This window comes from Aliivibrio sp. EL58 (assembly GCF_900312675.1).
In the GTDB taxonomy this organism is placed as follows: domain Bacteria; phylum Pseudomonadota; class Gammaproteobacteria; order Enterobacterales; family Vibrionaceae; genus Aliivibrio.
The window spans coordinates 281,861-295,007 of the sequence record NZ_OMPC01000004.1 but is presented as its reverse complement, the minus strand read 5'-3'; the positions used below and the strand labels follow the sequence as shown (position 1 = coordinate 295,007).

Annotated in this window: 11 protein-coding genes; 8 read left to right on the top strand and 3 right to left on the bottom strand. The window is 40.4% G+C overall.

Annotated features, from left to right (window positions below; all coding sequences use genetic code 11):
- The first annotated feature begins 9 nt into the window (after nucleotides 1-9).
- Entirely contained in the window at nucleotides 10-636 is a 627-nt protein-coding gene (locus ED622_RS06825; RefSeq protein ID WP_122033168.1) for a tRNA-uridine aminocarboxypropyltransferase, read from the top strand.
- A 34-nt stretch (nucleotides 637-670) separates the two neighbouring features.
- On the opposite strand, the gene ED622_RS06820 is transcribed toward ED622_RS06825, so the two are convergent.
- Nucleotides 671-2,017, bottom strand: coding sequence for an anti-phage deoxyguanosine triphosphatase (locus tag ED622_RS06820; RefSeq protein ID WP_122033167.1), 1,347 nt, complete (start codon nucleotides 2,015-2,017; stop codon nucleotides 671-673).
- Between the two features lie 170 nt (nucleotides 2,018-2,187).
- Here ED622_RS06820 and ED622_RS06815 point away from each other — a divergent pair, with 170 nt between their 5' ends.
- Both ED622_RS06815 and ED622_RS06810 read left to right on the top strand, forming a co-directional pair.
- The gene (locus ED622_RS06815; protein ID WP_162922475.1) at nucleotides 2,188-3,585 is read left to right on the top strand and encodes a coniferyl aldehyde dehydrogenase; all 1,398 of its coding nucleotides are present in this window, start codon (nucleotides 2,188-2,190) and stop codon (nucleotides 3,583-3,585) included.
- Between the two features lie 108 nt (nucleotides 3,586-3,693).
- On the top strand, nucleotides 3,694-4,578 hold the full coding sequence (locus tag ED622_RS06810) for a DMT family transporter (RefSeq protein WP_122033165.1): 885 nt from the start codon (nucleotides 3,694-3,696) through the stop codon (nucleotides 4,576-4,578).
- A 261-nt stretch (nucleotides 4,579-4,839) separates the two neighbouring features.
- Here ED622_RS06810 and ED622_RS06805 read toward each other — a convergent pair whose 3' ends face one another.
- Nucleotides 4,840-5,988, bottom strand: a complete 1,149-nt coding sequence (locus ED622_RS06805) for an iron-containing alcohol dehydrogenase (RefSeq protein ID WP_122033164.1) — start codon at nucleotides 5,986-5,988, stop codon at nucleotides 4,840-4,842.
- A gap of 192 nt (nucleotides 5,989-6,180) precedes the next feature.
- Between ED622_RS06805 and ED622_RS06800 the strand changes: the two genes are divergently transcribed.
- Nucleotides 6,181-7,065: an AraC family transcriptional regulator gene (locus tag ED622_RS06800; RefSeq protein ID WP_122033163.1), complete on the top strand. Its 885-nt coding sequence runs from the start codon at nucleotides 6,181-6,183 to the stop codon at nucleotides 7,063-7,065.
- 25 nt (nucleotides 7,066-7,090) lie between these two features.
- Nucleotides 7,091-7,627: a dihydrofolate reductase family protein gene (locus ED622_RS06795; protein ID WP_122033162.1), complete on the top strand. Its 537-nt coding sequence runs from the start codon at nucleotides 7,091-7,093 to the stop codon at nucleotides 7,625-7,627.
- Nucleotides 7,628-7,715: 88 nt separating this feature from the next.
- On the opposite strand, the gene ED622_RS06790 is transcribed toward ED622_RS06795, so the two are convergent.
- Nucleotides 7,716-8,930: a pyridoxal phosphate-dependent aminotransferase gene (locus ED622_RS06790; RefSeq protein ID WP_045102459.1), complete on the bottom strand. Its 1,215-nt coding sequence runs from the start codon at nucleotides 8,928-8,930 to the stop codon at nucleotides 7,716-7,718.
- A 382-nt stretch (nucleotides 8,931-9,312) separates the two neighbouring features.
- On the opposite strand from ED622_RS06790, the gene ED622_RS06785 reads away from it, so the two are divergent.
- Genes ED622_RS06785 through menH form a run of 3 tightly spaced genes read left to right on the top strand, consistent with a single transcriptional unit; the run spans nucleotide 9,313 to nucleotide 13,143 of the window.
- Nucleotides 9,313-10,635, top strand: a complete 1,323-nt coding sequence (locus tag ED622_RS06785; RefSeq protein WP_122033161.1) for an isochorismate synthase MenF — start codon at nucleotides 9,313-9,315, stop codon at nucleotides 10,633-10,635.
- Nucleotides 10,632-12,365 (top strand): 2-succinyl-5-enolpyruvyl-6-hydroxy-3-cyclohexene-1-carboxylic-acid synthase, encoded by a 1,734-nt coding sequence (gene menD, locus ED622_RS06780; protein WP_045102457.1) that lies wholly within the window; start codon nucleotides 10,632-10,634, stop codon nucleotides 12,363-12,365. The genes ED622_RS06785 and menD overlap by 4 nt, the downstream gene beginning before the upstream one ends.
- Complete coding sequence (gene menH, locus ED622_RS06775; protein ID WP_122033160.1) at nucleotides 12,349-13,143, top strand: 2-succinyl-6-hydroxy-2,4-cyclohexadiene-1-carboxylate synthase; 795 nt, start codon at nucleotides 12,349-12,351, stop codon at nucleotides 13,141-13,143. Before menD ends, menH begins: the two co-directional genes overlap by 17 nt.
- Nucleotides 13,144-13,147: the final 4 nt, after the last annotated feature.

Genomic DNA, 13,147 nt, shown 5'->3' with positions numbered 1-13,147 from the left:
AGGTTCCTTGTGATTCGATTCTGTCTTCAATGTCTAAAAACAAAAAAAGCGTGTATCTGTGAGTGGATAACACCGATCTCTACTGAGGTTGAACTCATCATACTACAGCATCCCACAGAAGCTAAGCGACCATTGGGAACAGCAAAGATCTTATCGTTAAGTTTGGTAAATTGCCGCACTTTTATCGGTGAAAATTTCACAGACCACACAGAGCTAAATACTCTATTGGCCGACGAACAATACCAACATCAAGTGTTGTTTTTAGATGGTACCAGTCAGGCGATTTCATCAGTATCAAATCAGACAAAGCAGAAACAACGTGTGATTTTACTGGATGGAACATGGAAGAAAGCTTATAAAATGTGGCAGCTTTCGACGAATCTGCATTCATTACCAAAAGTACATCTTGATACCGAGTTATCTGGTAACTATCGTGTTCGAAAAGCGCCAAAAGACAATGCCTTATCAACGGCAGAAGCTGGGTATCATGTATTAAGCCAGCTTGATGGTGAGTCAGCCGAAACTAAAGAGTTGGACAAATTTGGTTCGATTCTAACGGCATTCGATAACATGATTGAATTTCATATTAGCCAAATGCCTGAAGGGGTATACCAAAAGAACTACCGTTCAGAGTAGTTCTTTTATCTCTTAGTATTGGATTAGTATTCGGTCAAATAGGAACAAATAGCTGATTATATAAACGCTGGGCATAGCCATCGGTCATGCCTGCGATATAATCAGCTATGACTCGATGCGCATTCCCCCCAGAAGCGATAGCCTCTTGCCACTCTCGTTTATCATTTTCAGGCAATAAACGCTCAGGATCTGAATTAAGCGCATCAAAAATCTCCATCACAATTTGCTGGCCTTTGTATTCAATTCGCTGCATTTCAGAATTATGTATTACGTATTGGCCAACAAATTTTTTCAGAATATCTAACGCATAGGTCATTGGTGGGCTTAAATATGCATTCCAACGCAATAATTCTGATTCGAATTCAGGCTCTTCTTCAAAGGTGGTTTTTTTAATGCTAATTGACGTCAACAGGGCATTTACGATGCTGCCAATCCCATCTTTACGTTGATATTGAAGACCAGAAAATAATTTATCACTGATGGTTTCAATATTTTCTTCAAACCATTCATCACCGCAGTCTGCAAGCTTACTGGCTACTGATTCTTGCCACTGATTACGAGTGACAATTCCCATCACTATCGCATCTTCTAAGTCATGAACACCATAAGCAATATCATCCGCCAACTCCATAATAGAGCAATCAATAGATTTAAAGCGTGTTTTACGATGCGCGTTGTCATTTTCTTTTTGGAAGCGAAGCGTAGATAACAGGGTTCTATCGTGCTCTGATAATGTAGCCAAAATCCAATCTAGGATCTGAGTATCATCACGATAAATACCTTTAGGTGGATGCCATTCAATCGATTTTAAGTGTCGCAAATTAGTCACAGGCTCAGGTCGGTAACTTGAATGAACCTGATCTAAGAAAGCGGGGTACTTTAAAACACCAAGTAGGGTTCTTCTTGCTAAGTTCATACCGAAATGTTCAGTATAAGGTTCTAACTTACTTAAAATTCGCAAAGTTTGGCCATTGCCTTCAAAGCCACCGTGATCACGCATCATATAATTAAGTGCAATTTCCCCACCGTGCCCAAAAGGAGGATGGCCGATATCATGAGCTAAACAGATACTCTCCATCAAACTGGTAGAGGTTAATAGATTGCGAAATTCCGGTTGTCTTAATTTAAGCTGAGCAACTACCCCCGTTCCTATTTGTGATACCTCTAAGGAATGAGTTAAGCGGGTGCGATAAAAATCATTGGCACTACCGGGACCATGAACTTGAGTTTTTGCTTGAAGGCGACGAAAAGCGGCAGAGTGGAGAATACGAGCACGATCTCGTTGAAAAACGCTGCGCTGATCATTACGACGTAACTTCTGTTCGTTACTGATGCGATCTTCCCAGTGTTGGGATAACGTAATATCGATTGGTTTATTCATTATTGTTGTTCTCGAAGTTATTGCTACTGATATATCATTACAGCTTTGTTACAAAAAGATCAATGAGTTATTTGAAAAAGAGAGCAAGAACACACGCTTAAATTAGTGTTATTTAGTTCATGAAGATGGATTGCTATAATAAGATTCACTTTGCTGAATGGAATAAGCTCATGAGTAGTGTCGTTAATTTATCGGATGAATTTGAACAGCTGCAACAAGCCTATCAAGCCTCGCCTTATCCTTCAAAGGATGATCGACTCGCGTTATTGAACGGGTTAAAAACGGCACTTTTAGCTGAAAAAGGCGCTTTGGTATCTGCATTAGAAAATGATTATGGTTTTCGAAGTCATTTCGATTCCACCATTTGTGATTTAATGCCTTCTATTCAACACATCAATTATACGCGTAAGCAATTACCTAAATGGCTGAAAATAAAAAAGCGCCATGCAGGCTTACTGCTTTCTCTCTCTAAGGTTTCGATTTGTTATCAACCGCTAGGCGTGGTTGGTGTGATTGTTCCGTGGAACTTTCCGATATATTTAAGTATTGCTCCAATTGTGACAGCGATAGCTGCGGGAAACCGTGTCATGGTGAAGTTGAGTGAATACACCCCTGAAACAAATCAAATACTTCGTCGTGTATTTTCGGATCTCTCTGAGCATGTTTGCATTATAGAAGGGGAAAGCGACATTGCCGCTGAATTTTCCCAATTGCCTTTTAATCATCTGCTATTTACGGGCTCTACTCAGGTCGGAAAGTTAGTGGCTAGCGCTGCGGCTAAAAATCTTACACCAATCACACTTGAATTGGGGGGTAAATCACCCGTGATAGTTGCTGAAGATGCAGAGTTAGTTTCTGCGGTTGATGCCATTATGCTTGGTAAATCAATGAATGCTGGGCAAATATGCGTAGCGCCTGATTATGTGTTTGTGCCAAAAGAGAAGGTAGATAAATTTATCTCGCTTTATACCCAACGTTTTTTACAGGCTTTTCCTGAGAAAAAAGGGCGACGAGAGTACAGTCATATTATTAACCAAGCTCAATACGATCGTTTACTGGCTTATCTTGATGATGCACAAGAGAAGGGAGCGAAGATCACCGCGATTGGCGAGATAAAGGATCAGCAAGGCCGTTCGTTTTTACCCCATTTGATTACAAATGTTACTGAAGACATGCGGGTTATGCAGGAAGAAATTTTTGGTCCGATTTTGCCGATTATTGGCTATGACGATATAGAAGAAGCCTTGAGTTATATTCAGGCTCGTCCGCGACCATTAGCGCTTTATATTATGTCATTAGATAAAAAATTAGTTAAAGACATTAGCCAGAAAACACACAGTGGTGGATTGGCAATTAATGACACCATTATGCATGTAGCTGCCGATGATGCGCCTTTTGGGGGGATCGGAGATTCAGGTATGGGGAGCTATCATGGTATTGAGGGCTTTCGAACGTTCTCTCATGCTAAAACAATATTAAACACACCAAATTGGTTGCCAAGAGCAAGATTGCTGTTAAAACACAAAAAATGGATGCTAAAAATCCTAAGTCGTAAGTTTATGAGCTAATCATGACTAATAAGCTCTGTTTATATGTGATTGTTAGGGCTTAGCGGTTGGCAAAAGAGGGGAACAGTCGTATGATTTGTTTCCTTTTTTTAATGTGAATTGCTCTTTATGTCTCAGCATCAACCAGTCCAAGGCGCTTCTTGGATGTTAACCGCAGGCCTTGCCTTTGCGATTGTTAACAGTATTGCTCAATATGTCAGTATGAACTTTGGTCTTCCATCAACGATGGTTGCTTTAGTTCAATATGGGATTGCGTTGATCGTCATCTTGCCTTATTTACGCACATTAGGGTTGCGTAATTCTCTTCGAACGGAACATTTTGGCATGCATGCGTTGCGTGTATTCTTATCCGTAATTGGTATCCAACTTTGGTTGTGGGCGCTGGCGTATCCAGTTCCAATTTGGCAAGGCATCGCACTGTTAATGACCTCTCCTTTATTCGCGACTATTGGCTCTGGCCTATTCTTAAAAGAGAAAGTGGGGGCGGCTCGTTGGTGTGCAACATTAGCTGGTTTTGTTGGAGCGATGATCATTCTTGAGCCATGGGCAGATAGCTTTACATGGGCAACTTTATTACCAATTGGCGCCGCGTTCTTTTGGGCGTGTTATTCACTAATGGTTAAGAAAATGTCGGCAAATGATTCACCATCAACCATGGTGGTTTATCTTTTGGTTCTTATCACTCCATTTAATATCTTACTGGCGTTACCAGATTGGCAAACACCAAGCGGTATGAATGTGTGGTTATTATTATTTGGTGCAGGTGTTATGACGGCATTGGCTCAATGGGCTATCGTAAAAGCATACGCTGTTGCTGATGCGTCGTTTGTGCAACCGTTTGATCATGCAAAGTTACCATTGAATGTATTAGCCGGTTGGATTGTATTTGGTTGGGCTCCACCAGGACGACTGTGGTTAGGTGCTGCAATAATTATTGCTTCTGTTGCCTTTATAACGCAGTGGGAGCGAAGAAAGAAGCCTGTAATTAAGTAATATAAGCCTATTAAGAATAAGAAAAGCCGATTCAGAAAACATGACTGTTATGCTGAATCGGCTTTTTATTTAGTATCGATATTTATGGAGAAGTAATACCAATCACAGTAAGTAAGTGTTCAGAAATAGCGCAGGAAAAATGCTTGAGAATAAGGCGAAATTTTTCGATAAGTAGTTATTCTACAATCAAAAATTTTAACGCAGTTATCGAGCATTTTAACCAGCTAGGATGATCAGTTATTTACTACGATTGGTATAATATTACTTCACAGCATCTTCTAGGATTTCACGAGATACCTCAAGGGTAATCGCTTGATGTTCGCCTAGAGCAACCATGCCATGAGCTTCAAGTTGTTTGATGATCGCATCAATGGCTGCTGCTTTATCATCGCCGTGCTCAGTTAGCTCTGTTGGAGAATTCAGGCTATGGTAGAACGTTTCGATTTCAATGATTGTGCGCTCTGCTAAATCATCAGAAGCCTCTAAACCAAAGACGTTTTTACCCATTTGTTCTAGTTTCACGCGTTTTGCTTCGATTTGGTTACGAAGTAAAGATGGCTGAATGATAGATAAAGAACGAGCGTGATCAACATGATAAAGCGCTGTCAGTTCGTGACCAATCATGTGTGTTGCCCAATCGTGAGGAACACCAGTACCAATAAGGCCGTTTAAAGCTTGGTTTGCTGTCCACATTAGGTTTGAACGCCATTCGTTATTATCACGGTTGTCGTATTGCTCACCAAGAACTAATAAATTACGAAGTAGAGTTTCTGCGTAACCATCTTGAACCATTGCACCAGCAGGCATCGTTAGGTATTGCTCACAGGTATGAACCCAAGCATCGACTAAACCATTTGTTAGTTGGCGCTCTGGTAGTGTTTTCATTGAATCAGGATCAAGAACCGCAAATTTAGGTTGTACTGCCGCTGCCATGAAAGGCAGTTTAGTTTGTGTCGATTTTTGAGTAATTACCGCACCAGAGTTAGACTCAGAGCCTGTTGCTGGTAGCGTTAAAATCGCGCCTAGTGGCACCGCTTCTGTCACAGTGTGCTGCCCAATTAGGATATCCCAACCGTTACCGTCGTACTTTGTTGCAGCTGCAACGTATTTTGAACCATCAATAACTGATCCACCACCCACAGCAAGAATATAATCAACCTTTTCTGCTTTTGCGATAGCAACTGCTTTATCTAATGTTTCAACCGTTGGGTTTGGCTCAACGCCTGAAAACTCAATCCAAGAATGGTCAGAAAGTGCAGTAACTACTTGGTCATAAACACCGTTTGTTTTAATTGAACCACCACCATAAATCACTAATACTTTTTGATCTTGTGGAATAGATGTAGCGATTGCTGCAATTTGACCTTGGCCAAAATGGATTTGTGTCGGGTTAACGTAAGAGAATTTCATTGCTTTACCTCATTTCTTCCAAAAGGTGATGTTCTATTTTTTAGAACTTATTATTTCAATAAGTGCATATTAGTCTTGGGTTGTTGCTTTTGTAAGGTGAATTTATGGATTTTTATTGCCTATTTCTACAATTGACTGTATTTTCAAAAAATAAAGTAATAGATGTGATCTTGATTAGATAAAGGAACGCTGATGAATTCTCTTGGTGACTTAATGCAAAGCTATGCCGATCGTTATGGTTTTAATGATCTGGAAGGTATAAGAGAAACTGCAATCCCAAACGTGTGGTTTTACCGTAGTAGTAAAGGAAATCAACGACAGCCGTTTGTTTATCAATCGGGTATTATTGTGATGGGTAAAGGGCATAAACACATACATATTGGTAATCAGCCTGTGCATTATGGACCTGATGATTATCTGGTTGTCGGTGTGCCAATGCCACTAGAATGTGAAGCCTTTCCTGAAGATGATAGTCCATTACTTGGTTTAACGATCAATGTTGATTCAACCTTACTTCATCGTCTGGTTAATGAACTAGAGGCCGCTAATTTTCAAGCGCCCGTACAATCAAATCAAGATGGCTTTGGCCTTACATCAGTTAAAATGGCTGATGACATGCTTGATAGTTGTAAGCGCTTGATGCTGGCACTACATAGCGATCTCGATACGAAATTATTGGGTGAGTCTTTATTAAATGAAATTGTCTATCGAGTACTGACTGGCACAGAAGGGCATGTATTATTTAATTTAGCACATCATGATGGCCAGTATGCCAGAGTCGCTAAAGCGATGAATAAAATGCACCAATCTTATGCGGATGGATTAACAGTACAAAACTTAGCTGAAGAAGCCAATATGAGCGTGTCTGCGTTTCATTCGGCGTTTCGTAAAGTCACGTTAGAGTCTCCGTTACAATATTTGAAAAAAGTGCGTTTGAATAAAGCCAAAGAGTTGATTCAACTAGAAGGACGACGTGTTAATGATGCTGCTCACTCTGTAGGCTATACCAGTACATCACAATTTAGCCGAGAGTTTAAACGCCATTTTAATATGACGCCTAAAGGGTGTGTCGCTTAGTGTTAATAAAATAGAGAATTCAAATATGTCAAATGTCGTATTTATAGCAACAAGCCTAGACGGATATATCGCGGATAAAAATGGGGGATTAGATTGGTTACATGCGATCCCTAATCCAGAAGGTAATGACATGGGTTATGCTAAGCATGTAGCTAGTATTGATGCGTTAGTGATGGGGCGTAATACGTTAGATATGGTATTGAGCTTTGGTATCGATTGGCCTTATTCAAAACCTGTTTTTGTATTGAGCAACACGATGACTTCAGTACCTGATGGCTATGAAGATAAAATCTTTTTAGTAAAAGGCCCATTGAAAGAAGTATTAGATCAAATCCATGCAAAAGGATTTATGAATTTGTATATTGATGGCGGAGTTACGATTCAAAATTTCTTAAAAGAAGATCTGATTGATGAGATGATTATTACCACGATTCCAGTACTTTTAGGTGGTGGTTCGTCACTGTTTGGTGATTTAGAGGCATCAATAGACTTTAAATGCATAAAAAGTGAGATATTTTTGGACTCAATTGTTCAAAATCAATTTGTACGTCAGCGTTCATAGTGTTCACTGTTTTTTAAATATAAAAAAGCCTGCAAATTCAGCAGGCTCTATTTTTCATTTTATATTCGCGTGATTGAGATTAGATCAATTACTGCTTATAAGTATGTAAGAAGCGCTCTAGACGACCAATTGCCGTTTCTAAATCGTCAACACGAGGCAGTGTTACGATGCGGAAGTGATCGGGTTTTGGCCAGTTAAAGCCAGTGCCTTGAACTAACAGCACTTTTTCCTTGATTAAGAAATCTAGAACAAACTTCTGATCATCTTTAATCTTGTACATCTTAGGATCAAGTTTAGGGAATAAGTACATTGCCCCCTTTGGCTTCACACAACTTACGCCTGGGATTTGAGTAATTAAGTCATACGCTTTGTCACGTTGCTCTAATAAACGCCCACCCGGAAGCAGAAGCTCATTAATACTTTGATAACCACCTAGTGCAGTTTGAATCGCGTGTTGCATTGGCACGTTGGCACACAAACGCATTGAAGCCAGCATATCTAAACCGGCAATATAGCCTTGAGCGTGATCTTTAGGACCATTCAAGAACATCCAGCCACCACGGAAACCACACACACGGTACGCTTTCGATAGACCGTTAAACGTTACAGTTAAAAGATCGGGAGCTAGTGTTGCTAATGTTGTATGAACTGCACCGTCATAAAGTACTTTGTCATAAATTTCATCAGCAAAGATGATTAGGTTATTTTGGCGTGCAATCTCAACCACTTGTAATAAGAAATCACGACTATATACAGCACCCGTTGGGTTGTTCGGGTTGATTAGTACAATACCTTTAGTATTCGGTGTGATTTTCTTTTTGATATCGTCAAGATCTGGGTACCAATCTGCACCTTCATCACATAGGTAATGAACTGGCTTACCACCAGAAAGTGCTACTGATGCCGTCCATAATGGATAGTCAGGTGCAGGTACTAGCATTTCATCGCCATTGTTCAATAACGCCTGCATTGCCATTACGATAAGCTCTGAAGCACCATTACCGATGTAGACATCTTCTACATCTAAATCTAATAGACCACGACGTTGATAATGCTGAACTACCGCTTTACGAGCAGAGTAGATGCCTTTTGAATCACAGTAACCTTGCGACGTTGGCAGGTTTTTAATCACATCAACTAGGATTTCATCAGGGGCGTCAAAGCCAAATGGGGCGGGATTCCCAATGTTTAGTTTAAGAATTTTGTGACCTTCTTCTTCCATTCTTTTAGCATGTTTAAGAACTGGACCACGGATGTCGTAGCATACACTGCTAAGTTTTGATGACATTCCAATATTTTGCATGGTGAAACCCTGATGAAAAAAATACGTTATAGACTCAAATTACACTATTTCTAGGGGACTGAGAAACAATTTTTAGAAAATAATCACGCAAAATTCGCATCAGCAATATTTACTACTGAGAAAGAGGCTTTTGCCATTTCTTTTGATAATGAGCAGCATTGGTTGATATATGTGCAATTAAGGAAAATTCACATTGTTTTAGATTTACATAAATAAGCAAAATTTGATAATAGTTTTATTTTTTAGACATACAATTGATGTGAATTATTTTTTATTTTCAAACCTTTTGCTAGAATAACTAGTTCATACAAGGAAATAGCAAGCAATACCGCTTGTGCAATACGGTTGCCATGATGGCTGAAAACGATCAAGAGAGGTTAATTTGTCCACTTTTCAAAATGCCATTGAATCGATTCGTCATCAAATTACGCAGGCAACGTCATCCCATACTATCTGTCTTGAATTGGATTGGTCTATTGGCGAACAACTGATTGACTGGCTAGAAGCTCAACCTGTATACCCTAAGTTTTATTGGCAATCTCGAGATGGCCAAGAAGAAGTTGCGGTCGTAGGGCAAGTGAAGACATTTACTGATCCAGGTGCTGCACAAAAAGTGTTAGCGCCACAGCAACGTATCTGGGGTGGTCGTTCTTTTGATGGTCGTACTGAACGTAATCGACGTTGTATGTCGTCTTTTTTCTTTTTGCCACAAGTAGAAATCAGCCGTTTAGCCTCCTCTTGGCAGATCATGGTGAATCTATCAGACGATAATTCACGTCTACTATCGACACTAGATAAACTTGTCGAGCATTTCTCTTCATTATCTGAATTACATTGTCGGGTGACCCAACGCATTAACACGCCAGAAAAAGCAGATTGGACTAATATGGTCAATAAAGCTCTGACGGCTATTTCAAACAAACAGTTTGAGAAAGTGGTTCTTGCGCGTAAAACGACATTAACGCTCGATCAAGACTTATCATCTGCTCAGTTTTTAAAAGCGAGTCGCAAAGCGAACAGTCATAGTTTTCATTTTATGATGGCGTTAGATAGCGAGCATTGCTTTATTGGTTCAACACCAGAGCGTCTGTATGTACGTAATGGCTATGCATTAAAAACAGAAGCATTGGCAGGAACGATTGGCCGTGGACATGATGAAGAAGAAGACAATCAATTAGCATCATGGTTAATTTGCGATAAGAAAAACCAATATGAAAACCGCCTTGTGGTGGATGACATTATCAATCGCCTGTCTAAATTTAGCCTTTCAATGAAGGTCGCTGAAACGTCTGAATTAGTAAAATTGCGTAAAGTACAGCACCTCAAACGCCCAATTTCAGCTGAGATAAACTCAGATTGCAGTGACTCGCAATTATTAGATAACTTACAACCAACTGCAGCTATTGCAGGTTTGCCTCGTATGTCGGCGTTGGATTTTATTATCGACAACGAACCGTTTGCCCGTGGTTGGTACAGTGGCGCTGTCGGTTTTTTAAGTCAGCAACGCAGCGAATTTTGTGTCGCTATTCGCAGTGCCTTAGTTATGGGGAATAAATTGCACCTATTTGCAGGGGCAGGAATTGTACCTGGCTCTGAACCAAGCAGTGAATGGGAAGAGTTAGACAAAAAAACCTCAACTCTGTGTACCTTATTAGAATCGGATCCTACCGTGAGTGTAGAGATCAAGGAGTCGCAAGTCGCATGATGCAACCAGAGCAGCAAGTAACGCTAAACCAAGTTTGGGCTGAGTTGATTATTGAAGAGTTAGTTCGATATGGGGTGAAGCATGTTTGCATAGCTCCGGGATCTCGCTCGACACCATTAACGCTTGCGGCTTCAGAGCATCAACATTTATCAATTCATACTCATTTTGATGAGCGTGGATTGGGTTTTCTTGCTCTTGGTATTGCTAAAGCCTCAAAAGAAGCGGTTGCGGTGATAGTGACATCAGGAACGGCGGTTGCGAATTTATTGCCTTCGGTTGCCGAATCAGGATTAACCAAAGAGAAGCTAATATTACTTACAGCAGATCGCCCCGTTGAATTGATTAACTGTGGTGCAAATCAAGCGATTAATCAGCAAGGCATATTCTCATCTCATGTTTGTCATTCTCTCCAACTGCCATCACCAAGCATTAATATTCCAGCCCAGTGGTTATTAAGTCGATTAGATCAAGCCTGCTTTGCTCAGCAAGAGCAGGGTGGTGCCATTCATATTAACTGTCCTTTTCCAGAACCATTTTATGGCAAGAAAGATAATGATCTTGTACGAGATTATCTTGCGCCTATTCAAGAATGGAAAGAGGCATTCTCAGCCTATATTCAACAACCTCGTTATTCTTCAGTTGTGACCGTATCACCTCAATGGATGAAAACAGCCCAGAAGAAAGGCATTGTGATTATCGGTAACGTCACGTTAGAAGAAGCACAAGCCGCGGCTAAATTAGCGCAAGAATTAGGATGGCCAGTATTGGCGGATCCACAATCAGGTTATTACTCATCGTGGGCGCATTACGATTTATGGCTACAGAATACAGCCTGTATTGAATTACTTGCAGATGTTGAGTGTGTACTTCAATTTGGTGCACGTCTAGTGTCTAAACGCTTAAGTGCATGGTTAGATAAATATCAACAAGATTACTACTTGATTGACCCACACTTTGAACTACTTGATGCCAGTTGTCATTCTCATGTTCGCTATCGTGCAGATATTACAGCATGGTGCCAGACTCATGCTGAAAGCTTAACCGAGCGAGATTGCTTCTTTGACCACGCACCTTCTCTATTGTGGAGTGAGTCTTTAAAAGTGGCCTCTCTTAATGCGTTGGCGTTGGCTCGCTCTATGGCATGCCACAGTGAAACACTGTCAGAATTAAGCTTTGCACTTACCATAGGCCAGAAGGCTGAATCATGTGATTGGTTCATCGGTAATAGTTTAATTGTTCGTTTGTTAGATATGGTCGGAGAGCTAAATCAACAACACACGTATACCAATCGTGGTGCCTCAGGCATTGATGGGTTAATCGCAACAGCAGTGGGTGTTCAACGAGCAAATCAAAATCCTTTGTTGGCTTTAGTCGGTGATACCTCTCTACTTTATGACTTGAATTCATTAGCATTATTAAAGCAAGCAACTCAACCGGTTGTCATTGTGGTCATCAATAATGATGGTGGTGGCATTTTTGATTTGCTGCCTGTTGATGAAAAGAAAAAAGATGATTTCTATCGTATGCCTCACCAACTAGAGTTTAGTCATGCCGCTGCGATGTTTGGTTTGGCCTATCATAAGCCAGAAACACTAAGTTGTGCGATGTCGATGATTAATGAGGGTCTACAACAGGGTATTCACCTAGTGGAAATTAACACCCCAGCAGGACAAGCTGGTGAAGAGTTAACGCGTTTATTCCAAACAATCCAACATGCCACTTTATTCTAAATGCATTAAGCCTAAAGAGAATATCGCACAACCTTGCGTGGTATTTTTACACGGATTATTAGGCTCAATAGGTGATTGGGAAAAGATAGCGTCAGCGATAGCGAAAACTCACCCAGTGTTATTAATCGATCTTCCTGGTCATGGTCATAGTCGTTTAATTAATGTGTCTGAGGGTCATGGCTTTGAGCAAACTTGTCGCTTGATAGTCGAGCAACTTGAAAGCAGTCCTTATCAAGAGTTTATTTTTGTGGGCTACTCCTTAGGTGGACGCATTGCTATGTATTTGAATGCGTGTGTTGAGTTGCCAAGCAATATCTCTCTTCGTGGCTTGTGCATTGAAGGGGGAAATTTTGGTTTGCTATCAAAAGAAGAGAAGCAAACTCGATTGAATAATGACATTCGATGGGCTGAGCGATTTGAACAACAACCGATTGTTGATGTTTTAGACGATTGGTATAAACAAAAGGTATTTTCTTCACTAAACCCTGAGCAAAGACAAGTTTTAGTGGTTAAAAGAAGTGATAACCTTGGTAAGTCAATTGGGATGATGTTGAGATCTACATCACTGGCTAAGCAACCATATTTGCTTGAAGCCTTACATCGTAGCACCATTCCTATGCTTTATATTTGCGGCGAAGCAGATAACAAATTTCAACACTTGGCTGAGCAAAGTCAATTAACGTATCAAATCATTGCTCAGGCCGGTCATAACGCTCATGTGGAACAGCCCGAACGCTTTACACATGTACTTAATACATTCTTACAACAATGGAAATAAACCC

Coding starts and splice junctions, on each gene's coding strand:
- ED622_RS06820 (WP_122033167.1), bottom strand. CDS start 2,017: ATGAATAAACCAATCGATATTACGTTATCCCAACACTGGGAAGATCGC.
- ED622_RS06815 (WP_162922475.1), top strand. CDS start 2,188: ATGAGTAGTGTCGTTAATTTATCGGATGAATTTGAACAGCTGCAACAA.
- ED622_RS06810 (WP_122033165.1), top strand. CDS start 3,694: ATGTCTCAGCATCAACCAGTCCAAGGCGCTTCTTGGATGTTAACCGCA.
- ED622_RS06805 (WP_122033164.1), bottom strand. CDS start 5,988: ATGAAATTCTCTTACGTTAACCCGACACAAATCCATTTTGGCCAAGGT.
- ED622_RS06800 (WP_122033163.1), top strand. CDS start 6,181: ATGAATTCTCTTGGTGACTTAATGCAAAGCTATGCCGATCGTTATGGT.
- ED622_RS06795 (WP_122033162.1), top strand. CDS start 7,091: ATGTCAAATGTCGTATTTATAGCAACAAGCCTAGACGGATATATCGCG.
- ED622_RS06790 (WP_045102459.1), bottom strand. CDS start 8,930: ATGCAAAATATTGGAATGTCATCAAAACTTAGCAGTGTATGCTACGAC.
- menD (WP_045102457.1), top strand. CDS start 10,632: ATGATGCAACCAGAGCAGCAAGTAACGCTAAACCAAGTTTGGGCTGAG.
- menH (WP_122033160.1), top strand. CDS start 12,349: ATGCCACTTTATTCTAAATGCATTAAGCCTAAAGAGAATATCGCACAA.